Genomic DNA, 24,514 nt, shown 5'->3' with positions numbered 1-24,514 from the left:
TGGTTAAGCCAATCACTCTTTGAAGTACTATAAGTACTCAATTATTGGAATTAACGTTGACATATTGTCATTCAGTTTTCAATGTTCATTTTATAAAAAATTCTGGAGCGGGTGATCGGAATCGAACCGACAACATCAGCTTGGAAGGCTGAGGTTTTACCACTAAACTACACCCGCTTAGGTATATTATTAAATTGATGAATGGTGCGGCCGAGAGGATTTGAACCTCCACGGGATTACTCCCACTAGGCCCTCAACCTAGCGCGTCTGCCATTCCGCCACGACCGCGCATGGTTTGCAGTTCTTAAATCAATATGTTGTTTAAGTGACTGTCATTAATTATATTACGTTGAGTTTACAAAGTCAATACAAACACTCAACTTTTTAATGTAATTTTACATTGCTTACAAACTCTTAAAACTTTGTTTCGTTTTGTTTAAGCAACGTTTATTATCATACGACGTTTCATCCATTTCGTCAATGACTTTTCTTCACTTTTTTACAAAAAAAGTACTACACCTCAAATTATTAGTGTAGTACTTTCCTTATTATTATTTATGACATTTTTCTTAACTTTCCACCACAGCGTCCGCACCTGTATTTTACAGTGTTGACCTTTCTAATACGCTTAAACTCTAATTTACAATTCGAACATTTATATAAATAATTGGCTCTTTCATCATAACTTTTAACTGCTTTACAAAATCTAGGAGCTTCAACATCTTTGCTCAATTCCCTAAAATCATCATCTCTATGTTTATAGCCTTTACCTTCTATATGTAAATGGTAATGACAAAGTTCATGTTTAATGATGTCTTTCAAAGCCTTTATACCATAAAATTCATATTGTTCTGGATTGATTTCAATGTTATGACTATTAAGTAAATAACGTCCTCCAGTTGTTCTAAGTCTTTTATTAAAAGTGGCTTTATGTTCAAAAGGTTTATTAAAGGATTCTAATGAGATGTTTGATACTAGTTCCTGTAATTTATTATCGTCCATTAGGATCAATCATAGTTAATGAAACTTTTTGTCTTTCTTGATTAACATCTAGTACCCATACATCTACAATATCACCAACACTCACTATATTCATTGGGTGTTTAACATAACCTTTAGATAATTTAGAAATATGAACTAAACCATCTTGCTTTACGCCGATATCTACAAAAGCACCAAAGTCTACAACATTTCTAACTGTTCCACTTAATGCCATGTTTGGTTTCAAGTCTTCCATAGAAAGTACGTCTGATTTTAATATTGGTGTTTCAAATTCATCTCTTGGATCTCTTAAAGGTGCTATAAGTGACGCAATTATATCTTCTAAAGTTGGAATACCAATATTAAGCGTTTCACTTGTCTGATTTAAATCTATTTTACTTAATTCATCTTTTAATGCGTCTGTTCCAATATCTTCTTTGCTTAGACCAACATGGTTTATTAATTGATAAGCAGCATTATAGCTTTCTGGGTGAATAGCTGTTTTATCGAGTGGTTCTGTTCCATCTAATATTCTTAAGAAACCAATACTTTGTTCAAATGTCTTGTTTCCTAATCTTGGAACTTTAGCAATTTCAGAATGATGTGAGATTGCACCTTTTTCTTCTCTAAATTTTATAATATTATTTGCAACAGTGTTACTTAAACCTGAAACATAACTTAGCAATGATGGAGAGGCTGTATTAACATCAACTCCAACTTGGTTCACTGCAGTTTCTACAACGAATTTTAAAGTCTCACTTAATGATTTTTGATTAACATCATGTTGATATTGACCTACACCGATTGATTTAGGATCAATTTTTACTAGCTCACTTAAAGGATCCTGTACCCGTCTACCTATTGAAACCGCACTTCTTTCTTCTACTTTAAAATCTGGAAATTCAGCTCTTGCAATATCAGAAGCCGAATATACAGAAGCCCCAGCTTCATTAACAATAACAAACTGACAAGTTAGTTGATGTTTTTTTATCATTTCAGCTACGAATTGTTCTGATTCTCTACTAGCAGTTCCGTTTCCGATTGCTACAAGTTCTATATTGTGTTTATTGATTAATTCGACAAATACTTTTTCAGCTTGTTCCATTTTTGAAACTGGTGGATGAGGATAAATAACATTTTTATCAACAAATGAACCATATTCATTTATTACTGCTAATTTACATCCTGTTCTATATGCTGGATCTAGACCTAATATTTTCTTACCTTTTAACGGAGCTTGTAATAATAGGTTTTTTAAATTCTCTGAGAAAATCTCGATTGCATGATTTTCAGCTTTTTGAGTTAGTTCGCTTCTAATTTCTCTTTCAATTGATGGAAGGATTAATCTTTTCAAACTATCTTCAATTGCTTCAGTAATAATTTCAACGTGTTTATGATTATTTTTAATGTATTGAGATACTAAATATCTTTTTAATGTTTCATGATCAATTTCAAAAGTTACTTTTAAAACACCTTCAGATTCACCACGATTTATAGCTAACACTCTATGCGGTACTATTTTTTTTAGTGGTTCTTCGTATGCATAATACATTTCAAAGACATTTTTTTCATCTTCAGCTTTCTTTTTCTTTTCAGTAACCAGTTTACCTTGTTTCTCTATATTATTTAAAATATATTTTCGATATTTAGGTTCATCTGATATGATTTCAGCAATAATATCTTGCGCACCTTTTATAGCATCTTCAGCAGTTTCAACTTCCTCAGTTAAATATTTAGATGCTTCATCTGATAAAAGTTCTTCTGAGTTACCTTCAATTATCCAATTCGCTAATGGTTCAAGACCTTTACGTTTAGCTTCTGTTGCCCTTGTTTTTTTCTTTTTCTTAAATGGGCGATATAAGTCTTCAATTCTTTGTAACTTAGTTTGATTAAGGATGTCATTTTTCAAATCATCAGTAAGTAAGCCTTGCTCATCTATTAATCGAATAACTTCTTCTTTTCTTTTATGTAAGTTAACTGCATAAGTATATTCATTTTCAATAAGTTTGATTTCTACTTCATCTAATCCACCAGTTAACTCTTTTCTATATCTTGCAATAAAAGGCACTGTATTTTTATCTTCTAGCAATTCTAGTACAGTTTTAATTTGTTTTTCTGTAAAAGAATGATTATTTTTTATAATGTCTATTAATTCTTGATTCATAATTGCCTCCTAAAAATGATTATATTCTATTTTAACATAAATCTAATAAATGCTTTATCTTGTGTAAATCTTCTTTCACAGCCTTTTAGTAAATAACAAAGAACACCTTAAATCGCATTATATCGATTAAGGTGCTCTCCTATTTCATTGCTGCTTCTTTTAATTTTTTTATTGCTGTTCTTTGTAGTCTAGAAACGTGCATCTGGCTGAGACCGATTTTTTCACCAGTTTCTTTTTGACTCAAGCCCGTAATAAAGGTGTATTGGATAATTTCTCTTTCTCTTTCAGTTAAGATTGGAAGGATTTTTTCTAATATCATCCTTTTTTCTGTTAAGTCATAACCATCTTCAGATTCGCCCATTATATCTAATAAAGTAACAGTCGAACCGTCTTTGTCCGCTTCAATTGAATGGTCAACACTTAACGCGTTATAGCTTTGTCCCATTTCCATTGCTTCTAATACATCTTCTTCTGTTACTTCTATCCTATTAGCAATTTCTATAATTTTAGGTGATCTTCCTAATTCATTCGTCAGTTCTTCATTAGCTTTTTTTATTTTAGGACCGATTTCTTTAATACGCCTCGGTACATGTACACTCCATGTTTTATCTCTTAAATACCTTTTGATTTCACCAATTACTGTTGGTACTAAAAAAGCTTCAAACTTTCTCTCGAAAGATACATCAAACCTTTTAATAGCTCCTAACAAGCCTACCATACCAACTTGTACTAAATCTTCATGGTGAGCTTGTCCTTTAGAATATTTATATGCTAGAGATTCTACTAATTTTTGATAATGTAACACAAGTTTTTCTTGCGCTTCACTATTATCGTTTTCTTGGTAATCAGCAATCCACGCGTTAATATCTTTTGGAGAAACGTCTTTATAAGCTTTGGACTCTTCCGTCATTTGTTTGCACCTGCTCTTTAGATAAATACTTTGTCATACTTATTGTAACACCAGCATCTTTTTGAACGCTTACTTCGTCCATCAATGATTCAATAAGAAATAGTCCTAAACCACCTTGTCTCAAGAAATTAATATTATCGCTTTCTTGATAAGGTCCAAGTACTTTTTTAGCTTCTTCATAATTAAAGCTTTTTCCTGAATCAGATACAATGATTTCTATTTTATCTTCGAACACAAGATATCCTATTAGTATTTCACCTTCAACTTTATCACTATACGCGTGTTTAACAGCATTTGTTACTGCTTCAGATACAGCGATTTTTGAATCTTCAATATCTTCGTATGAAGCGCCAGCTCGATTGAATACGCCTGACAAAGTTAATCTGACCAAACCTACGTATTCCGGAGCAGCAGGAAATCTCATCTCTATATAATCATAGTTAGATGTCATCATCTTATACCTCCGTTCCTTTGTTGACATGCATTAATTCTTTAAGACCCGTAATATCAAATAATCTCTCAATTCTTTCTGATACACCAAGCACATATAGTGACTTATCGTGTTCATTGAGTGATTTTAATGTGCCAACAAATAAACCTAAGCCAGTAGAATCCATATAACTTACGTTTTCCAAGTTAACATGTATATCGTGTGTTCCTTTTTGTCTAATTGGTTGTAAAACTTCTTGTAGTTCAGGCGCAGTATAAACATCTAGTTCTCCGCCAACCTTTATTTCATAGTAGTTTTCATGCTCAGTAGTTTCAATGTTAAGATTCATTCCTTGATACACCCCTAAATATATTAGACTTTCATCATTTATGTTTACCCGATTAAATATTTTTTAATCTTGCATTATTTAACACGCTTTACAATTAATATCGTTAAATCATCTCTCTTATTTGGATTTTGAAGTTTAACGAGTTCTTCATATAGAATTTGCACTATATCTTGTGGATGAAGTTGTTTATACTCATTGATCATTTTAAGTAAATCATTTGTTTTAACAAACTCATTTTGTTGATTTCTCAACTCTGTTACACCATCAGTAAATACGATAATCATATCTTGTAGTTCTATTTTTATTTCACTTTGTTTATATCTAGTATGTTTATGAACACCCAGTACGATACCACGTTCTGTCATTTCTTCAAATTCACCAGTTTGACTTCTATATATATAACCTGGTTCATGACCTGCTGAACTATAATAGAGCATATTATTTATTTCTTCATATAGACCATAGAACATCGTTACAAACATGTTTTGATTGACGTTCTTTTCCACAACACGGTTTAAACGTTTAAGTCCATCACTCGGAAGTTGAGAATGTCCATAAGAATCCATTCCAAATTTAATCATACTCATAGCTAATGCTGCAGGAATACCTTTACCGATTACATCGGCTACAGCAAAGCTCATCGTACCATCGTTATGATCAATTAAATTAAAATAATCTCCACTTACTTTTTGTGCAGGCACAGAAATAGCCCCTATTTGTATACTATCAAATTGAGGTATTTGTGGTTTAAGCATAGTTTGTTGCAAACTTGAAGCAACTTCCATTTCTTTGTCATGTATTTTTATTTTATTTAATAATTTTTTATAGTCACGATATGTAAAACCATAGCCTATCATTACTTCTAGAAGAACATCAAATGAACTCATGATTTGTGACTTACTTAAACTTTGTTCTTTTTCTATGATCTCAATATGTAGTTGTACAATTTCTTCTGGTGAAACATTATCTTCAATAGCTTCTGTCGAATAAGTTTGACAAGCGGATAAAATGTCATCATTACTAGTCTTAACATAATCGACTAATAATTTTTGATACTGTTGCTTCTTCTGTTCTGACACAAAGTCACCTCGTTTCAAATAGACTAAAAAAGCTTTAGGCTAATCCTAAAGCGGAGAATGTTTTAAATTCATTATGTATTACCTAATGCATCAAATCTTTGTTGCAAAGTAAGGTTGAGGCTGATGGCTATAGCTGTATCAACCTCTTTCATCTTTGCATCAGATAAATATGTTAGTTTTTCTTTTAATCGTTTCTTATCAATAGTTCTGATTTGTTCAAGCAAAATAACTGAATCTCTATCTAGTTTATATTTCGCTGCTTCAATTTCTACATGTGTAGGTATTTTAGCTTTATTTATCTTACCAGTAATTGCTGCTACAATGACAGTCGGACTATATCTGTTACCCGTATCATTCTGGATAATTACGACTGGTCTTGTTCCCCCTTGTTCAGAACCAGTAACTGGTGAAAGATCTGCGAGATATACATCTCCTCTTCTCATTTATTCACCTTGTTGAGATGCTAAGTGCGATTCATTTGAATCACAAGCTTCACATTCACTATAGTAAGCTTCAGATGCAAGGGAGAGATTTAAGTCAGCCATAGAACGATATCCTTCTTTCAGTGTTTGTTCTAAACTTTGAGTACGATTTTGAGTTAAAGATGTCATAACAAATACCTCCAGATAAATTAAGTATGAATTTATGTTGATTAAGTTATTAATATCATAACAAATGTAACTCTATTTGACTATGCTATTTCAGTAATTCATTTGTAACTTCTTCATTTTCACCATCATGATAAATACGTGGCAACCTCTTTTTTAAGTTACAAAGCACTTCATAATTAATCGTTTCTAAAGCATCAGCAATCCTTTCAGCAGATTGTTCTGAATCAACATGATTATCCATTAAAATAACTTTATCGCCTGTTTTTATGTCATCAGGAATTTTAATCATTGTTTGATCCATACATACTCTACCAATTACGGGGCAGTTTACACCATTTACATTAACATAAGTATTTTGCATTTTTCTTAAATATCCATCAGCATATCCAATTGGAAGTGTAGCTACTTTAATGCGTTCTTCAGCAGTATAAGTAGTGCCATAACTCACTGTATCTCCAGGTTCAAGATATTTAGTTTGAACAATTTCAGTTACTAATTGAGCTGCTGGTTTCAATTTTAAGTTTGAAATTTCTTGAATATATTTAGATGGATAATAACCATATAAAGATATGCCAAACCTTACTGCTGTACAGATAGATGCATCATACCTAAGAGCACCTGCCGAATTTTGTGAATGAATATATTCTGGTGTTTTTGAAGATTGTACAAATTCTTCAAATAAGTCATATTGATTTTTCGAAAAATCATTTGGCTCATCTGCTGAAGCAAAATGTGTATAAACACCTTCAAATATTAATCGTTCATGTTGTTCTATTTTGTTGATAACAGATTGATAACTTTCAATATCTCTCAATCCAATTCTGCCCATACCTGTGTCTACTTTTATGTGCATCCATAACGGTTTATCAGCGTTATCATCAAGTGATTCAATTGCTTTATCTAACCATTCTTCAGTTGGAACAGTTAAGGCAACTCTATGTTGTACTGCTTTATTAATATCTTTTGTATTAATCACACCTAGTACTAATATTTTCGCTTTTATACCGTGCATTCTTAACTCAATAGCTTCATCTAAAGTAGCAACTGCAAAAAAATCGACACCTTCATTCATTAAATAAGATGCAATCGGCACACTACCTAAACCGTAACCATTTGCTTTAACGACTGCCATAATTTTCTTGTTTGGATGTAATCTACCTACAGCTTGATAATTTTCTAGTATTGCCTTTAAATCAACATTGATATAAGTTGGCCTATAATATTTTTCGGACAACAGCAAGGCACCTCCTCTTATAATAAGTGTATTTTATCATATAGATATTATTCTTGCTTATTATTATCTTTTTCGATAATAACAATTGCCTCAGCATAATTCTCAGTATGTGTGATAGATGCATGGACATGAAAACCATCACAGGTTATTTCAGGTTTCCCATTCTCATCAGGTAAACAGTTGATAGAATGAAAGCCGTACTTTTTACCAATACCGGTACCCATTGCTTTAGTAAAAGCTTCCTTTACAGCAAATCTGCCAGAAATAAATTCAACTTTCCTATTATCCAGGTTTATTTTATTAAAAATTTCTAGTTCATTGTCTGTTAAAATTTTATTAACCATTGTTGGTCGTTTATCATACCATTCTTTAATGCGTTTAATTTCAACTAAATCAATACCAACACCATGAATCATAATTTACACCTTCATTCTCACTGGTTAATGTCATTTTCAATTCTATTTTGGATAGCATATTTAATTTTATTCGCTTTATCCTTATTTAAATATTGAATCATTTCATTACCACCTGCTGTAGATAAGGTGATATTGGCCAAATTGTATTTTCTCATAATAAATCCTTCATACAAGTCGACATTTTGAATTCTACCCATCGGAATTGTTGTTTCTTTTATCATAAATATTCCAGATTTAATGTTAATTTCATCATCATTAATTTCGTAACGAAAATTTCTATACATATAGTAAGGTTGAATTATTAAGCCATAAATACTTATGAAAAAAATAATTGCTATTGGTATAGTCAAAAACCATTTAGAAACGTCTGTCCACAACAATTCAAAAATCACAAACATAACTATTAAAATAATTATAAATATAGAAATTGTAATGGATGATCCAATTCTTTCCACTGTCATTCCTTTTTTATCCATTCTATATCTAGGAAGCATGATCATTACCTCCTTTATATTTGTACCAATTGTAAATGTTTAATGCATCTTCTTTATTTATAAACCTTAATCCTTTAGACATCATGGCACTTCCATATGCTAAATGTATATTGAAATGAGCTATATCTTTTCTTTTAATTATAAGATTTTCATGCAATTCAAATGTCAAAACTTTGTCTCTATTTGCCCAAATTGTTGAATATTGAAATGGAGATGCATTCAAAATCACAATTGAATCATCGTATATTTTGAAACCTGACTTCATTGTAATAACACTTGCAAATAACACCATTATTAAAAATATTACTACTCCAATTATCCATGTATAAGACCATAAATATATTTGTATAGGAATAATAGCTATTGCCAAAATTACTGTCGGAACAAATACTCTTCTGCGTATACCTTGAGCAGGCAACCCTTGATTTACAGAATTAAATTGAAATTGTGGAATAATTTCTTCTAATAATTTATAAGCTTCTTGTTTCTTCATAAATGGAAGTATTGTAACTGTACCTATATCAGATTCTTCATTATTTTCAAAATGACCATCTGAAGTAATAATAGCAGAAATTTTAGTATATCCTATAGCACGTCTAAAAAGTGATTCTTCTTCTTGTAATGCTTGTATTCTTTTGATAGGAACAGTTCTTTTCTGAACTGTTAATAATCCATACTTAACAGTAAGTAATTCTCCATCAAATGTTAATTGATATTTATAGTTCTTAATGAACACAATAAGCGATCCTATAATATAACTCATCATAATAAACACGACTACTATCGAAATGATGACAAATGTTAAGTTCATTACTTGATTTATTAATGGGCTAATATAATCTTCAATATCAATAACTTGCGTAATAACCCCTGATAATGATCCTAGTGCTGCAAAGACAATTAAAATACCACCACTCGTAAAACTCATTTTCAATAATTCTTTTACTGATAACTGGAAAAATACAGCCTCTTCTTTATCGCTACTTTCAGAAATATTGTGTTCATGATGTTCAATATCTTCTTCTACTTGTAAATCTTGACTTGTTTCATTATTTTTAAGCTTATTCTTTCGAACTTTCAGATACTCAGACAATTCATCACTTTGTTTTTTTGTGATTGTATCTAGTTCTATACCATCACTAGGCGTTTTCACACTTAAATTAACGCCTCCTAACAATTGATGGACAATATTTTGAGAAGTATCAACTGATTGAATTCTTTCTATATTTAACTCTTTTCTGTTTTTCGAAAAGACACCCCAAGTCATAATTAATTGATCTTTTTCAATCCAATAACGAGTTTTATAAATTTTAATACCTTTAAATATGCTAATAATTAAAGAAAAAGCTAAAATAACTATTGGAAACGTGAGATCCCAAATATTATCAAAGCCGCGTGTTATAACTAGAAATACTGCAATGATTAATGGAAATATATTTTCTTTTAAACTTTGTAAAAAGCCACTAACATATGAGATTGGATGCAACTTCTGCGGATTAAACATCATCTGTCACCTCTTTAACTTTTGTCATGATATTTAACCTCGTTTTGTCTGCAGTTTGTCGATTAACCATTGGTAAGAATACTGAACTACCAGCTGTTACAACAACTACAAAATATATATTTAACATTCTTGAAATTGGCCCATGCTTAATTTTCACAAATTGGACTCTTCTATATGGTTGTACAGACCTCTTTTGATAATACAGACCTTTCTGTACTTCTATATATTGTTCACCTATTTCAAATGAGGTTCTTTTTAATCTAATAATAGGATTAATGAATCCAATTACAATCATCATAATAGCTAAAGTTGGAATTACATAAATAAGAAATGTCCACCACTCAAATTTATTCCATAAATACAAAAATACGCTTAACAATATTAGTATAGCTATTACATTAAAAATATGATGAATATACTCGTATTTTATAGACTGTTTTGGCATTTTATTATCGAGTACTTGTTTATACATATAATCTCCTCTATTGATCAATTTACGTGTATTATATCATAAAAAAAGTGTGTGTAACCTTAGAGATTACACACACTTTCGTAATTTTATTTTGAATGCTCAGCGAATGTTCTACCTGAGAATTGTTTTTTTGAACGAGGTTTATTTGGTTTAGTATTTTTACCTTTATTACGGTCAAAATTACTATTTTTGTCGTTACTACGACGTTTGTTATTTTTACCTTCAAATCTAGTTCTAGATTTACCACGAGAATTACCTCCACCGCGGTTACCTCTTTGACCAGATTTTTTAGATAATGGTTTTTCAAATGTTAATTGAACATCTGATTCGTTATTTGAAGTAATTAATTCTTGCAATAATGCAGCAACTAATTTTTGATCTCCATATACATTGATTAGCTCTTCAGCTATTTTTTCAATGCGTCCTTCGATTGGACTTTCAACCCAACCTTTAACTTTATCTTTAACATCTGATTCTTTAGCTTGCATTACTTCACCAGGTGTTGGTGGACGTAAAGAAGTCATTTGGCGTTTATTTGCTTTTTCAATTTGACGGATATAATCCATTTCAACTGGGTTAACAAATGTTATTGCAGCGCCTTTTTTACCTGCTCTACCTGTACGGCCAATACGGTGAGTATAGCTTTCAGTATCTTGAGGAATATCAAAGTTATAAACATGACTTACGCCTGAAATATCCAAACCACGTGCAGCAACATCAGTTGCAACTAAAATGTCAATTTTGTCATTTTTGAATTTCTTCAATACTTCTAAACGTTTAGCTTGTGTAATATCACCATGTAAACCTTCAGCACGATAGCCTTTAGAAATTAAAGCGCTAGTTAATTCATCAACACGGCGCTTAGTACGTCCAAACACGATTGCTAATTCTGGATTTTGAACATCTAATAAATTAGTAAATGTCTCGAATTTTTCTAATTCTTTTACGATAGTATAGTACTCATCGATTTGAGGATCTGATAATTCGTTAGACATTGTTTTAACGATTTTTGGACTCTTCATGAATTTTTGAACTAATTCTTGAATAGCTTTAGGCATTGTAGCTGAGAATAGTAATGTTTGACGGTTTTCAGATGGAAGTTTAGACATTATAAATCTCATATCATCTATAAAGCCCATGTTCATCATTTCGTCTGCTTCGTCTAATATTAACGTTGAAATAGATTCTGTTTTTAACGTCTTTCTATTTAAGTGGTCAATAACACGACCAGGTGTACCTACTACGATTTGAGGACCTTTTTTAAGTGATTTAATCTGTCTGTCTATTGGCATACCACCAAATACAGTAACAACACTTACATTTTGTCCTTTACTAAAACTACGTAATTGCTCCGCTACTTGGTTTGCTAATTCACGTGTTGGTGCAAGTATTAATGCTTGAACACCTTGTTTTTCTGCTACTTTATCTATTAATGGGATACCGAATGCACCAGTTTTTCCTGTTCCAGTTTGTGCTTGTCCTAGCACGTCCGTACCTTGTAATGTATGAGGAATACTTTCAATTTGTATTGGTGTTGGCTCAGTAAAGCCCATTCCGTCCAAAGCGTTTAAGGTAGCTTCAGAAATACCTAATTCTTTAAATTTTTGCAAAATAATTCTCCTTTTAGATAGTTAATTCTTCTCTTCTTTTTTATTCAACTTCTATATACTACCACCCTTTTAGCAATAGCGCAATGCAGTTAAATCGTCGTTTACATTTTATTTTCATAGTTTAAAACATAAAAAAACTGCACTAAAAAGGGATTTAGTACAGTTTTACATCATTATTTATTTTTAAATATAAATTTTTCAACTTCATAAAAAACTTTATAATTCACTTTTGATAAACAAATTTCATGTGGTCCTCTATCAATTTCAACTAATCTAGCATTTTTAATTCTTGATACAAGATCTCTAGATTTATCTATTGGAACTAACCCATCAACCGTTCCGTGTATAATGAGAGTCATAGCATCAATTTGTTCTGGTATATATAATGCACTTTGCTGTAATTTTTTAAATGCTAGAAAAGATTTATAATTTATTTTAATCGTTCTTAACAACATAAACTCTAATATTTTCAAATCAGCATGACGCATATTATTAATAAAGCGATAAGGTGATTTTACTAAATGTTGAATATTAATATTTTCATATGCAGGAGCGATTAAAATCAATTTATCTGGTTGTTCAATTTTAGCAAGCAGTCCTGCAATAACACCACCCATAGAAAAACCAATAACGATGACGACATCTGATTTCTCTCTAAGTATTTCATATGACTTTTGCGCTCTTTCATACCACATATCTTCATTTGTATCTTTTATTAATAAATTAAGACCATGCCCAGGATATTCAGGCGCTTCAAGTATAAATTCATAACGACTACTTAAGTATTCAATCAAAGGTAATAATTCGTATCTTCCCCCTGTATATCCATGTAAAAATAAAATACCTATTTTCATGTTAGTGAATTGATAATCGTTTCTAGTGACATACCTCTTGATCCTTTAAATAAAGTAACACTTTCTCCATTTAAATGTTCTTTTAAGTAGTCTGTAATTTTTTCTTTAGATTCAAAATGGTAATGATTTTGAATATACTCACTTGCAATATTGGATATATGAGCCGCTTCTTCTCCATAAGTAATTAATGTTTGAATATTCTTACCTTCTAAGTAATAGCCAACTTGTTGATGCATTTCTTTACTCATATCACCTAATTCTAGTACATCAGCTAATATTAATATTTTGTCATCTCGCTCCATATTGTGCAGTGTATCAATCGCTGCTTTCATACTTGTTGGACTTGCATTATAAGCATCATTAATTAGTAAACCATATTTTTCTGTTTCGATACGCTGCATTCTCATATCTGTCAAAACTAAATCATCTAAAGTACTTTGAATAATATCTTCGGTTACACCAAATTGTTTTGCAACTTGAATCGCATACGTAGCATTTTTAACATTATGCTCACCTAATATGCTTAAGTGGTACACCATATTGCTATTGTTCAATTGAAAGTTTATACCATTACTAGTTGATTGGTTAGTTTGTATAATCAGGTTATTATCGTCATTTGTCCCTACTGATACTTTAGTATTGTTAATTGAAGTAACGATTGATTTAAGTAATGGCTCATCTCCATCATAAATAAATAAACCATCATCTTTAAGTCCTTCAGTAATTTCAAATTTCGCTTTTGCAATACCTTCTCTTGATCCAAGATCTTGCATATGAGATTCGCCAATATTTGTCACAATTGCAACATCTGGTTCAGCTAAAAGTGTTAATTCTCTTATTTCACCAAAGCCACTCATACCCATTTCTAATATAGAAACTTCAGTATCTTCATCTAAATCCAAAATTGTAAGTGGGCATCCTATTTCATTATTGTAATTGCCTTGCGTTTTCTTTACTTTAAAAGATTTGTTTAGAACGCACTCGACCATATCTTTAGTTGTTGTTTTACCATTTGATCCTGTAATTGCAACAACTTTTGGATTAACATATCTTAAATATGACTTAGCCAAATCTTGTAATGCTACCAATGTATCCTCAACGAATATAATCGGTCCTTTAGGAGGATTAGGTATGTCTTTTTGCCAAAATGAAGCACCAGCACCATTTTCTAACGTTTGACTAACAAATCGATGGCCATCAACATTTTCACCTTTAAAGGGAATAAACAAATTTGATTTTTCAATTTTTCTAGAGTCAATACAAGTTCCTTGTACAACTTCATCTAAATAATCTTCTTGAATTTCACAATCTATCCATTCTTTTATTTTACGTAATTTAATATTCATTATGATTACCCTCAGTCAATTTTGTATTTAATATTTTTCTTGTTATCGTAACGTTCAATAGCAAGTTCAATTAACTTCGTTATAAGTTCTGTATAACTCAAATTCATATTTTCCCATAATAATGGATACATACTATATTGAGTAAATCCTGGCATTGCGTTCGTTTCATTAATATAAATTGTATTATCCTCAGTCAAGAAGAAATCTGCTCTCACTAGACCAGAACAATCTGTTGCTTTGAATGCTTCTACAGCCATATTTCTTAATGTAGTAGCTGTTTCTTCATCTATATCAGCTGGAATTTGAAGTTGTACCTTACCATCTTTATATTTTGATTTATAATCATAAAATTGTACATCTTTAATAACTTCTCCCGGTAAAGTCGTTTCTGGATAATCATTTCCTAATACAGCGACCTCTATTTCTCTTGCATCGACACCTTGTTCAATTACAAGCTTACGGTCAAATTGAAATGCTTCATCAATACCAGAAATGAGTTCTTCTTTATTTGTACATTTACTTATACCTACACTTGAACCTAAATTAGCAGGCTTTACAAAAACTGGATATTCAAGTTTATTTTGAATTAATTCAATTATATTATGTTCATACTTTTCATACTCACTTTTTAAGAAACTTACATATGGTAATTGTGGTAACCCTCTATGAGCAAATAAATGTTTCATTACTAATTTGTCCATTGAACTTGAAGCTGCAAGAACTCCATTTCCAACATAAGGTATATCTAGCACTTCAAATAGTCCTTGAATCGTACCATCTTCTCCGTTAGGACCATGTAATAGTGGAAATACAGCACTATACGCTTCACCATTATTACTTACTTCAAGTAATTTAGAAATTGGTGTTAGTTCAACGCATGTTAATTTTAATTGATCGATGTCAGTGATCTTTTCATTAATAGATTGTTCACTTTTAATCCAGTCACCATCATTCGTTATGTATATAATATCGATAATGTATTTAGATAAATCAACTGAATTAATAACATTTTGTGCTGTTAATATCGATACATCATGTTCAGCACTTTTCCCACCATATATAATACAAATATTTTTTTTAGACATAAAGACGCCTCCAAGTAGATTGTTAGCCTATATTTTATCATGTTTACTACCTTTGATGCACCTATCAACATTACTATTTTAAAAATAACCATTTTGAGAATAGCAAAATTGTACCACTTTATGTACAATCAAGTTATAATGATAATTATGAAATTTAGCGTTAATTAAAGGAGTCTTTTAATGGAAACTTCTACTCGAACATTAAATAAATCGTTCCTAGAGAGAATTGATTGGCGATTAATTACAATCATTCTTATACTTTTTGGGACAAGTTGTTTAATCATCAACTCAGCAATGTCTGGCGGACAATATGAAACAAACTTCCTACTTAAACAAATCTTATACTATGTACTTGGGTTTCTTTTAGCAATTGGCTTAATGTTTATTTCACCAAAGACTTTACGAAAGTATGTATGGATTATTTACATAATTGGAAACCTATCCTTAGTTGGTTTGTTAATATTACCAGAATCTAGTTTCACGCCTATCATAAATGGTGCAAAAAGTTGGTATAGACTTGGACCAATAAGTGTACAACCATCAGAATTTATGAAAATTATATTAATAATGGCACTGGCGAATGTCATTTATCAACATAATAGATTTACTTACAATAAATCTTTGACTAGAGATTTAAACTTATTAATGAAAATCGGTTTAACATCATTAATACCAATGGCGTTAATTCTATTTCAAAATGATTTAGGTACAACGCTCGTATTAATTGCAATTATTCTCGGTATCGTGATTGTTTCAGGTGTTACTTGGAGAATTCTTGCACCAGTATTTGTCGGTTTATTTGCTATTGGATCTAGTCTGATTTTGCTTATGATTTTTAAACCAAGTATTATCGAAAAAGTATCTGGTATAAAGACTTACCAACTGGGACGAATAAATTCTTGGTTAGACCCATATGCATATAGCTCAGGAGATGGTTATCATTTAACCGAGTCTTTAAAAGCTATAGGATCTGGACAAATATTTGGTAAAGGGCTAAATAACGGAGAAGTTTATATACCTGAAAATCATACTGACTTTATTTTTTCAGTTATTGGTGAAGAATTTGGATTTTTAGGAACAATGGTCGTCCTTATTATCTTTTTAGCATTATTTATTCACTTAATAAGACTGGCGACAATAACGAGCCATCCATTCAATGTAGTCTTTATAATTGGATATATATCATATGTATTGTTCCACGTTGTACAAAATATTGGTATGACTATTCAGTTATTACCAATTACAGGTATACCACTTCCATTTATTAGTTATGGTGGATCTGCTCTATGGTCTCTCATGGCGGGTGTAGGTATATTATTATCAATTTTTTATCACGAAAAAGATAAATATACAGTATCACAAGAAAATATTGAATCAGAATAAAACATTAAAAAAGCATCCTCAGCTGAGGATGCTTTTTTAAATTCACCATTATATTATTTTAGTTTGTTTGCAGCTACGTTAGGCAAACTACGCATTATTTCTATTCGTGACTTAGTTTCTGTTATGTTTACGCCTAATGATGATAAAAGTTTGACCACATTCTTTACCTTTGACTTAGGTTGATTCATGGGTACCACCTCTTATTCAATTTAATTACCTTAACTACATTCTACTCTAAAATAATCAATTTGACTATAGTTCATTCGGACTATATTGTTATATTTTCGTTTGAATTGTTATGTTTTTATAATAATTATGAAAATTTTATTAAACTACTTCGTAACCTGCATCAAAAATTGCATTTTCAATATTATCTATACTTGCTGGATCTTGATAAACTACTCTTACTTGATTATCATCTGGACTTGCAACGACTTCACTAACACCGACTAATTGTCCTACTGACTCTTCTACTGCTTGTTTGCAATGCGCACATGACATACCTTCAACGTTTATAATTTGTTCTTTCATGTTAACACTCCTATTTATATAAATTTTATTTAATTTTCTACCTTATTCTTTCAATTATATGCATATGTTTAATGACGGTCAAATACAACCTTTTCAATTTTATTTTAAATGTATTATACTAGGTTAAAGATAAAGAAACGGAGGCATTGGTATGGACTTTTTCTCGTATTTTTCATTTGATTTCTCCATCGTAGTATCAGTGCTACTTATTACGGCTTTTATTTTAAATGTCGTATTTGGATTTATTATTATCTTTTTAGAGCCAAGAGAAGCTGGCGCAATATGGGCTTGGCTATTAGTACTGCTATTCGTCCCTATACTCGGGTTTATACTTTACCTATTATTTGGAAGACAAATTCAGAAAAAAAGTATCTTCAATTTAGACGAAGAAGACAAAATTGGCCTCGAACACATTATTAACGAGCAAATTAAAGCAATAGATGAAAATAATTTCGAAATTGACAAACCTGAAATTTACAACTATAAACATCTTATTCATATGCTTTTATATAATAATTCAGCATTCTTAACAACTGATAATAAAGTTGAAATGTTCACTGATGGTCATGATAAGTTTGATTCTCTTATTGAAGACATTAAAAATGCTAAAGAATATATCCATATTCAATATTACATTTTCAAAAAAGATAATTTAGGTAAAAAAATCTTAAAAGAACTTGAAAAGAAATTACAAGAAGGTATAGAAGTTAAAATGTTATATGATGATATGGGCTCTCGTAAGTTAAACTTATCATCCTTTAAAAAGTTTAGAGAACTAGGTGGCGAAGTTGCTAGTTTCTTTCCATCAAAGTTACCTCTAATCAACTTCAGAATGAATAATCGTAACCATAGAAAAATTGTCGTAATCGATGGAAAAATTGGTTATGTTGGTGGATTTAATGTTGGTGATGAGTACTTAGGTCTAGATAAAAAGTTTGGATATTGGAGAGATACACATTTAAAACTTGAAGGCGACTCAGTTAATGCATTGCAATTAAGATTTATGATGGATTGGAACTCTCAATCTACTCGTGATAAAATGCTTTACGAATCTAGATACTTTCCTGATGTTGATTCTGGTGGAAAAGTTGGTATTCAGATTGCTTCAAGTGGTCCTGATGAAGAATGGGAACAAATTAAATACGGTTATTTAAAAATGATTTCAGAAGCTAAAAAACATATTTATATTCAAACACCTTATTTTATTCCAGACTTGTCATTTTTAGATGCCATTAAAATAGCATCTTTATCTGGAGTAGATGTAAATGTGATGATTCCAAATAAACCTGATCATCCTTTCGTATATTGGGCAACATACGCAAATGTAGGAGAACTTGTTAAAGCTGGAGTAAATGTTCATATTTATGAAAAAGGCTTTATACACACTAAAATGGTAGTTATAGACGATGAAGTCGTAAGCATTGGTACAGCAAATATGGATAATAGAAGTTTTGTCCTTAATTTTGAAGTAAATGCATTTATTTATGATCATGAAATTGCAAAAAATTCACGCATTGCTTATAAAAACGATATGAAACATTCATCATTACTTACTGTAGAAAAATATGACAACAGAAGTACTTGGATTAAGTTAAAAGAAGGTATCGCTAGACTACTGTCACCAATATTATAAAAATTATGCAGATAGAATCGATTATACATCCGTTTCTATCTGCTTTTTTAAGGAGAAAACGATGAATAAAGAAAAGATTATCTTAAATGCTGAAGCATATGTAAGACAACTACATCAACAAGATACTACTGGGCATGACTTCGAACATATTTTAAGAGTAAGATTTCACGCATTAGATATTGCACACTATGAAGATGCAGATACATTTGTTGTAGAGTTAGCTAGCCTATTACATGACTCTGTGGATAAAAAATTATTTAAAGATACTGATACAGCTTGGGAACAATTATACAAATGGATGAATGAAATGCAATTAAGTTCAGACATCCAAGACGAAATTGTTCATATACTTAAATTCATGAGTTTTAATGGTGGTAAAAACAATGGCAAATTAAAAAGTTTAGCTGGTAAAATTGTACAAGATGCAGATAGAATTGATGCTATTGGTGCAATTGGAATAGCGAGAACATTTCAATATGCAGGTCATTTTAAAGAACCAATGCATATCTCAACACAGAAACCTAGAAACTTAAATACTTTAAATTCAAGCCAGTACCATGATGAGCCAAATACGGCAATTAACCATTTCTATGAAAAATTATTATTATTGAAAGATATGATGAATACTGAAAGAGGAAAAGAAATTGCACAAGAACGACATTCGTATATGGAGAGCTTCTTAGAACAATTCTATAAAGAATGGGATGTTACAAAATCGTGGTAAATATCCATTCTATACAAAAAAGAGCCTAGGATATTTATGTCCTAAGCTCTTTTTTTAAAATTTATTTCTTTTTCTTTTTGTTAGAAACTAGTTTAGCTGGTTTCTTTTCTTTGTTTGCTTCTTGTTGATTTTTTTCATGTGCTTCGATAATAGGTTTCATTTCTTCTTCAACTTTATTGTTGTAGAACACGTTACCTAACCATGTTTGAACTACTAAGAATGCACCACCGACAGCCCAATATAAACCTAATGCTGAAGCTGAAATGTATGACATCCAGATAATCATAATTGGAGAAATGAACATCATCATTCTCATCATGTTTTTCTGTTCATCAGGAACATTGGCATATTTCATTGAAACAAATGCTTGTAGTGCATATATAATACCTGCAATAATTGTAATGAAAAGATCTGGTTGAGTTAAATTAAACCATAAGAAATGAGGATATTCTGTAATCCCGCCTTCTGTAGGGTATTTCAATACATAGAACAGACCCATAACAATTGGCATTTGAATGACAATTGGTAAACAACCCATATTCATTGGATTAATTCCGTGCTTTTTGTATAAAGCCATCATTTCTTGATTGGCTTCCATTTTTTCTTCTTGTGTACGAGCACGTTTAACTTTTTCTTGAATTGCTGTCATTTCAGGTTTTGCAAGTTTCATTTTTTCACGCATTAATTTTTGGTTTTTATACGTCTTCATCATAAATGGGAATAACGCAAAACGAACAATTAATGTAATAACGATAATAGCTAGACCATAGTTGTGATCCAAATTAGCACCAAGCCAATGAATAACGCTATCCATTGGTTTAACGAATGTATTATAAAAGAATCCATCCCTATTCTCAGGTTTAGAATAATCACAGCCAGCTAGCACAACCATTATACCGAATAATAATGGCCACAAAGCTTTTTTCTTCATTTTTCCACCTCTATTGATATACTCACATAAAGGTTATTCTATCATAGAATGATGACAACATAAATCAATATATTAATTTTATTAAAGAATTTTATATTGATTATGAAAGCCCTTCACAGTTTGTTCAATATTTTCACTTTTTGCAATTGCTGATATAACACTTACACCATTTGCTCCTGCATCTATTAAAGGTAAGACATCTGCCTCTGTAATACCACCTATTGCAACGATTGGAATTTCATTATCGATTTTTCTAATATTTTTTATAAGGTCATATCCACCTTCTTTACCTGCATCATCTTTAGAAACAGTAGAATGTATTGGACCTGTACCGATATAATCTACTTCAGAAATATCCGATTTCTCATATTCGTTGCTATTTGCGACACTTAATCCGATGATTTTCTCTTTAAACTTATCTATAAATTCTGATACATTGCGATCATCTTGACCAACGTGTATACCATCAGCGTTTAATTTCAAAGCTAAATCTACATCATCATTAATAATAAAAGGCACATTATATTTTTTACAAAGTTCAAATATATCTTTAGCTAATGTTTCTTTTTCAATTCCTTTTTTACTATTTGTTCCTTTTTCGCGAAACTGAAACATTGTGATGCCACCTATTAAAGCTTCTTCAACTACTTTATATAAATCTCTATCTGGTGTATCTTGACTGCCAGCGATAAAATATACTTTTAATTTATTTATATCAAACATTTATTTCACTACTTTCACTTTCTTTTTTTCTGCTACTATTTCTTCAGTTATGGCATTTAATTGGTCTATAAAAGCAATTTGAAATGTTCCTGGCAAATGAGCACCTGGTTGTTGGCTAGCTATTTCGCTTGCAACATTATAAGTAGATAGTGCTTCTTCTAGATGATCAATTTTTATAGTTTTTTCGTTTGATAAAAATGCAGCTACAACACCACCTAATAAACAACCTCCACCAGTAACTTTAGTTAACATTTCACTTCCATTATTCAATGCTATGATTTTATTATCACAAGCTATAACATCCACTTTTCCAGTTAATATAATAGGTAAATTTAATTGTTGATGAGCTTTTTTAGCAATTTTAATAGCATCTAATGAAGCATCACTATCTGTTCCTTTCATCCTTGTATCGTCTTCGATTAGTGCTAATATTTCTGAAGCATTACCTCTAATTACATCAACTACTTCATCATTTAATAAAGTATTACAAAAAGTTTTTCTTAGTTGTGATGCACCAACCGCTACTGGATCTAGAATGACTGGCACACCGTTTTCATGCATGATTTCTGCATATTCTTTCATATCATAAGCTTTATCTGTTGTGATTGTACCTATATTAATTAAGAATGCACCTGCAGCTTTTGAAAATTCTTGAGCTTCTTCTGGTTCTTCGCTCATTGCTGGACTAACACCTAGAGATATTAACCCATTCGCTGTAAAGTTCTTTACTACATCGTTTGTATAACACACAATTAGTGGACTGTTTTCTCTTATATTATTTAGTTTACTCATAATCTAATCCCTCTATTTTTTGATATGCAAAATGATTTACTGGTCCTCTTCCCTTACCTATTTCTGGTGTATATTGAATTGCTAAAGTTATAAATCTTTTAGCTACTTCGACTGCTTGTTCTATTGAATGACCTTTTGCTAACTCAGAAGTTATAACAGCACTGAATGTACATCCTGTGCCGTGTGTATGCTGTGTACTGAATCTTTCACTCTTCCAACTTCTCATTCCATCTTTCGTATATAAGTAATCAATCGCATCACCTTCAAGATGGCCACCTTTTATGACAACACCATTAGTCCCAATTTCATTTAAGAAAAAAGCACCAGCTTTCTTAATTTCATCTTCTGTTTGAATTTTATAGCCAGTTATATCTTCCGCTTCTGGAATATTTGGTGTAACAACTGTAGCAAGTGGCAATAATATTTCTTTAAGTTTATTTTTCCCTTTGTCATCCATCAAGGCATCACCACTTTTGGCAACCATTACTGGGTCAATAACATAAGGCTTACCTGACTGTTCAATAAATGGTTTAATGACATTCATCATCTCTTGAGAAGCTATCATACCTGTTTTAATTGCATGTGGCTGCTCATCATCGAAGACACTCTTCAACTGACTTTCAATTACTTCTACGGGCAAATGATAAACATCTTGAACGCCTAAAGTATTTTGAGAAACTATACTTGTTGCTACAGCCATACCATAAACCCCTGAAGCTTGAAAAGATTTCAAATCAGCCATTATACCCGCCCCACCCGTTGGATCAGTTCCAGCTATTGTTAATGCTATATTTGGTTTTTTCATAATACGCCACCTCAAATTTAATTTTCATATTTATAAAATTTATACTATTTGATTATTACTTAATAAAAAAAGACTTCTTTCGTTAAAAAGAAGTCAATTAAGTGTAGTATAATACGCTAATTGACCACTTCCCTACGTTGGCATTATCCAAATCAGGTGTTAAGGGACTGATAAAATCATCTCAGCCAACAGGCGCCCCTAGTAGTCATTCATCTATTCAGTTAATTAAAGATTATCAAATTGAAGAGATACGGTCAAATTAAAAAATCGCCTAGGATATTTCCTAGACGATTGGATTAATATATTAATTCACTTTTAATTAAAGTGTATGGCTTACCACCAGTTATTTTGAGAACGGAATGATAATGCAGCGTCAACAGAACCGTAACGTTGTTTCGCATAATTTAACATACCTTTAGTTTGTTGTTCAACTGAACCTGTTCCCCATGATTCTTTAGTTTGACCAAGACCTCTATATCCAGCTGGGTTAACAGCATTTGGATTACCGCTTGATTCTGGTAATACAATTGTATTCCACATAGCTTCAGTACCACCTGCAGCTAAGAATTGAGCTTTAGTTGATCCACCAGTGCTAGCTGTTGATGTTTGAGTAGTTCTTACTCTTTGAGCTGGCGCTTGGTAACTTTGTTGAGCTGGTGCTTTATATGCTTGTTGAGCTGGCGCTTTGTAAGATTGTACTGGCGCTTGGTAGCTTTGTTGTTGAGCTGGAGCTGCAACTTGTTCTTTAGTTTGTTGAACTGGCGCTTGTTGAGCTGCTGGAGCTTGTTGAGCTGCTGGAGCTTGAGCTGGCGCTTGTTGAGCTACTGGAGCTTGAGCTGGCACAGCTGATTGAGCTGGTGCTTGTAATGATAAAGTTTGTCCAACAATGATTAAGTCTGAAGATAAGTTGTTCCATGCTTTTAATTGAGATACAGTTACATCATATTTAGATGCAATTTTACCTAAAGTATCTCCTGAAACTACAGTATATTCTGTAGTTGATTCTGTAGCTGCTTTAGCTTCGTTAACTTTAATTACTTGATTAGGTAAGATTAAGTTAGATTTTAAACCGTTTTCTGCTTTAATAGCACTTACTGATGTACCATATTGTTGTGAAATACTATGTAAAGTATCACCAGATTTAACTGTATGAGTTGCTGCATCAGCTGTAGCTGTTACCCCTGTAGTAACTGCAATTGCCGCTGTTGAAACTGCTAATAATTTTTTCATGATTGAATGTTTCCTCCTGTAAGGTTTTCACTTTTTATATGATTTTTACTGTCTAAACTATACCATTATTTTTTATGTCATAGGTTACAGGTATATGAAAAAACAACACCTTATATTACAGTTAGATTACACGTATTTTTAAGTGGAATCTAGCACTATTTAAGTATAAAAGCTTTTGTTAAAGCGTTTATAAAGATTGAGTAAAATTAATTATCAGACAATT

The 24,514-nt window shown here is 31.3% G+C and carries 27 protein-coding genes, 2 tRNA genes and 1 riboswitch; of the genes, 3 read left to right on the top strand and 26 right to left on the bottom strand.

The features are described 5' to 3' along the window. Window positions 1-103: 103 nt before the first annotated feature. From LQ608_RS07870 to LQ608_RS07780, 19 genes are all read right to left on the bottom strand, one after another. Window positions 104-177 (bottom strand) — tRNA-Gly (locus LQ608_RS07870). Window positions 178-202: 25 nt separating this feature from the next. Beyond that, window positions 203-288 (bottom strand) — tRNA-Leu (locus tag LQ608_RS07865). A gap of 267 nt (window positions 289-555) precedes the next feature. After that, window positions 556-1,002: a SprT family protein gene (locus LQ608_RS07860; RefSeq protein ID WP_239751107.1), complete on the bottom strand. Its 447-nt coding sequence runs from the start codon at window positions 1,000-1,002 to the stop codon at window positions 556-558. Then, window positions 992-3,145 carry a Tex family protein gene (locus LQ608_RS07855; protein WP_239751106.1) on the bottom strand — a complete coding sequence of 718 codons (2,154 nt, stop codon included), beginning with the start codon at window positions 3,143-3,145 and terminating at the stop codon, window positions 992-994. Before LQ608_RS07855 ends, LQ608_RS07860 begins: the two co-directional genes overlap by 11 nt. A 139-nt stretch (window positions 3,146-3,284) precedes the next feature. Beyond that, window positions 3,285-4,055 (bottom strand): RNA polymerase sigma factor SigB, encoded by a 771-nt coding sequence (sigB, locus tag LQ608_RS07850; protein ID WP_078357979.1) that lies wholly within the window; start codon window positions 4,053-4,055, stop codon window positions 3,285-3,287. Further along, window positions 4,030-4,506 carry an anti-sigma B factor RsbW gene (rsbW, locus tag LQ608_RS07845; protein ID WP_078358053.1) on the bottom strand — a complete coding sequence of 159 codons (477 nt, stop codon included), beginning with the start codon at window positions 4,504-4,506 and terminating at the stop codon, window positions 4,030-4,032. Before rsbW ends, sigB begins: the two co-directional genes overlap by 26 nt. 4 nt (window positions 4,507-4,510) lie before the next feature. After that, a complete protein-coding gene (locus LQ608_RS07840) occupies window positions 4,511-4,834 on the bottom strand; it encodes an anti-sigma factor antagonist (protein WP_078357980.1) in 324 nt (107 codons plus the stop codon). A gap of 74 nt (window positions 4,835-4,908) precedes the next feature. Further along, window positions 4,909-5,913, bottom strand: coding sequence for a SpoIIE family protein phosphatase (locus LQ608_RS07835; protein WP_239751104.1), 1,005 nt, complete (start codon window positions 5,911-5,913; stop codon window positions 4,909-4,911). A 71-nt stretch (window positions 5,914-5,984) separates the two neighbouring features. Then, window positions 5,985-6,356: a type II toxin-antitoxin system PemK/MazF family toxin gene (locus tag LQ608_RS07830; protein ID WP_078357982.1), complete on the bottom strand. Its 372-nt coding sequence runs from the start codon at window positions 6,354-6,356 to the stop codon at window positions 5,985-5,987. Beyond that, window positions 6,357-6,524, bottom strand: a complete 168-nt coding sequence (gene mazE / locus LQ608_RS07825; protein WP_048540868.1) for a type II toxin-antitoxin system antitoxin MazE — start codon at window positions 6,522-6,524, stop codon at window positions 6,357-6,359. It lies immediately after the preceding gene. An 85-nt stretch (window positions 6,525-6,609) separates the two neighbouring features. Further along, window positions 6,610-7,758, bottom strand: a complete 1,149-nt coding sequence (alr, locus tag LQ608_RS07820) for an alanine racemase (RefSeq protein ID WP_239751102.1) — start codon at window positions 7,756-7,758, stop codon at window positions 6,610-6,612. Between the two features lie 47 nt (window positions 7,759-7,805). After that, complete coding sequence (gene acpS, locus LQ608_RS07815) at window positions 7,806-8,174, bottom strand: holo-ACP synthase (RefSeq protein ID WP_239751099.1); 369 nt, start codon at window positions 8,172-8,174, stop codon at window positions 7,806-7,808. A 17-nt stretch (window positions 8,175-8,191) separates the two neighbouring features. Further along, window positions 8,192-8,668, bottom strand: coding sequence for a PH domain-containing protein (locus LQ608_RS07810; protein WP_239751098.1), 477 nt, complete (start codon window positions 8,666-8,668; stop codon window positions 8,192-8,194). Beyond that, window positions 8,658-10,175: a PH domain-containing protein gene (locus LQ608_RS07805; protein ID WP_239751096.1), complete on the bottom strand. Its 1,518-nt coding sequence runs from the start codon at window positions 10,173-10,175 to the stop codon at window positions 8,658-8,660. Before LQ608_RS07805 ends, LQ608_RS07810 begins: the two co-directional genes overlap by 11 nt. Continuing rightward, window positions 10,165-10,644, bottom strand: coding sequence for a PH domain-containing protein (locus LQ608_RS07800; RefSeq protein WP_239751095.1), 480 nt, complete (start codon window positions 10,642-10,644; stop codon window positions 10,165-10,167). The genes LQ608_RS07805 and LQ608_RS07800 overlap by 11 nt, the downstream gene beginning before the upstream one ends. A gap of 86 nt (window positions 10,645-10,730) precedes the next feature. Further along, window positions 10,731-12,254, bottom strand: a complete 1,524-nt coding sequence (gene cshA / locus LQ608_RS07795) for a degradosome RNA helicase CshA (RefSeq protein WP_078357988.1) — start codon at window positions 12,252-12,254, stop codon at window positions 10,731-10,733. A gap of 173 nt (window positions 12,255-12,427) precedes the next feature. After that, entirely contained in the window at window positions 12,428-13,108 is a 681-nt protein-coding gene (locus tag LQ608_RS07790) for an alpha/beta hydrolase (RefSeq protein WP_239751093.1), read from the bottom strand. Further along, complete coding sequence (locus tag LQ608_RS07785) at window positions 13,105-14,457, bottom strand: UDP-N-acetylmuramoyl-tripeptide--D-alanyl-D-alanine ligase (RefSeq protein WP_239751117.1); 1,353 nt, start codon at window positions 14,455-14,457, stop codon at window positions 13,105-13,107. Before LQ608_RS07785 ends, LQ608_RS07790 begins: the two co-directional genes overlap by 4 nt. 8 nt (window positions 14,458-14,465) lie before the next feature. Beyond that, a complete protein-coding gene (locus tag LQ608_RS07780) occupies window positions 14,466-15,539 on the bottom strand; it encodes a D-alanine--D-alanine ligase (protein ID WP_239734699.1) in 1,074 nt (357 codons plus the stop codon). Window positions 15,540-15,719: 180 nt separating this feature from the next. Between LQ608_RS07780 and LQ608_RS07775 the strand changes: the two genes are divergently transcribed. Continuing rightward, complete coding sequence (locus LQ608_RS07775; RefSeq protein ID WP_239751091.1) at window positions 15,720-16,922, top strand: FtsW/RodA/SpoVE family cell cycle protein; 1,203 nt, start codon at window positions 15,720-15,722, stop codon at window positions 16,920-16,922. 53 nt (window positions 16,923-16,975) lie between these two features. Here LQ608_RS07775 and LQ608_RS07770 read toward each other — a convergent pair whose 3' ends face one another. Beyond that, window positions 16,976-17,110: an Lmo0850 family protein gene (locus LQ608_RS07770; protein WP_237687731.1), complete on the bottom strand. Its 135-nt coding sequence runs from the start codon at window positions 17,108-17,110 to the stop codon at window positions 16,976-16,978. A 139-nt stretch (window positions 17,111-17,249) separates the two neighbouring features. Further along, complete coding sequence (locus LQ608_RS07765; protein WP_078357993.1) at window positions 17,250-17,453, bottom strand: copper ion binding protein; 204 nt, start codon at window positions 17,451-17,453, stop codon at window positions 17,250-17,252. 151 nt (window positions 17,454-17,604) lie between these two features. Here LQ608_RS07765 and cls point away from each other — a divergent pair, with 151 nt between their 5' ends. Then, entirely contained in the window at window positions 17,605-19,086 is a 1,482-nt protein-coding gene (cls, locus tag LQ608_RS07760; RefSeq protein WP_239751090.1) for a cardiolipin synthase, read from the top strand. 61 nt (window positions 19,087-19,147) lie between these two features. Then, window positions 19,148-19,810 (top strand): HD domain-containing protein, encoded by a 663-nt coding sequence (locus LQ608_RS07755; protein WP_239751088.1) that lies wholly within the window; start codon window positions 19,148-19,150, stop codon window positions 19,808-19,810. 61 nt (window positions 19,811-19,871) lie between these two features. Here LQ608_RS07755 and yidC read toward each other — a convergent pair whose 3' ends face one another. The 5 genes from yidC to LQ608_RS07730 form a co-directional block, all read right to left on the bottom strand. Further along, window positions 19,872-20,741, bottom strand: coding sequence for a membrane protein insertase YidC (gene yidC, locus LQ608_RS07750; RefSeq protein WP_078357996.1), 870 nt, complete (start codon window positions 20,739-20,741; stop codon window positions 19,872-19,874). A gap of 81 nt (window positions 20,742-20,822) precedes the next feature. Then, window positions 20,823-21,464, bottom strand: a complete 642-nt coding sequence (thiE, locus tag LQ608_RS07745; protein ID WP_239751085.1) for a thiamine phosphate synthase — start codon at window positions 21,462-21,464, stop codon at window positions 20,823-20,825. After that, window positions 21,465-22,256 carry a hydroxyethylthiazole kinase gene (thiM, locus tag LQ608_RS07740; RefSeq protein WP_239751084.1) on the bottom strand — a complete coding sequence of 264 codons (792 nt, stop codon included), beginning with the start codon at window positions 22,254-22,256 and terminating at the stop codon, window positions 21,465-21,467. Next, window positions 22,249-23,061, bottom strand: a complete 813-nt coding sequence (gene thiD / locus LQ608_RS07735) for a bifunctional hydroxymethylpyrimidine kinase/phosphomethylpyrimidine kinase (protein ID WP_239751083.1) — start codon at window positions 23,059-23,061, stop codon at window positions 22,249-22,251. The genes thiM and thiD overlap by 8 nt, the downstream gene beginning before the upstream one ends. A gap of 112 nt (window positions 23,062-23,173) precedes the next feature. Next, window positions 23,174-23,271, bottom strand: a riboswitch (TPP riboswitch). Between the two features lie 123 nt (window positions 23,272-23,394). Continuing rightward, on the bottom strand, window positions 23,395-24,291 hold the full coding sequence (locus LQ608_RS07730) for a LysM peptidoglycan-binding domain-containing protein (protein WP_239751082.1): 897 nt from the start codon (window positions 24,289-24,291) through the stop codon (window positions 23,395-23,397). Window positions 24,292-24,514: the final 223 nt, after the last annotated feature.

It is taken from the genome of Mammaliicoccus sp. H-M34 (assembly GCF_022386495.1).
GTDB classification, from domain to species: Bacteria; Bacillota; Bacilli; order Staphylococcales; family Staphylococcaceae; genus Mammaliicoccus; species Mammaliicoccus fleurettii.
The sequence above is the reverse complement of the archived record's forward strand: the minus strand, read 5'-3'. Positions and strand labels throughout refer to the sequence as shown.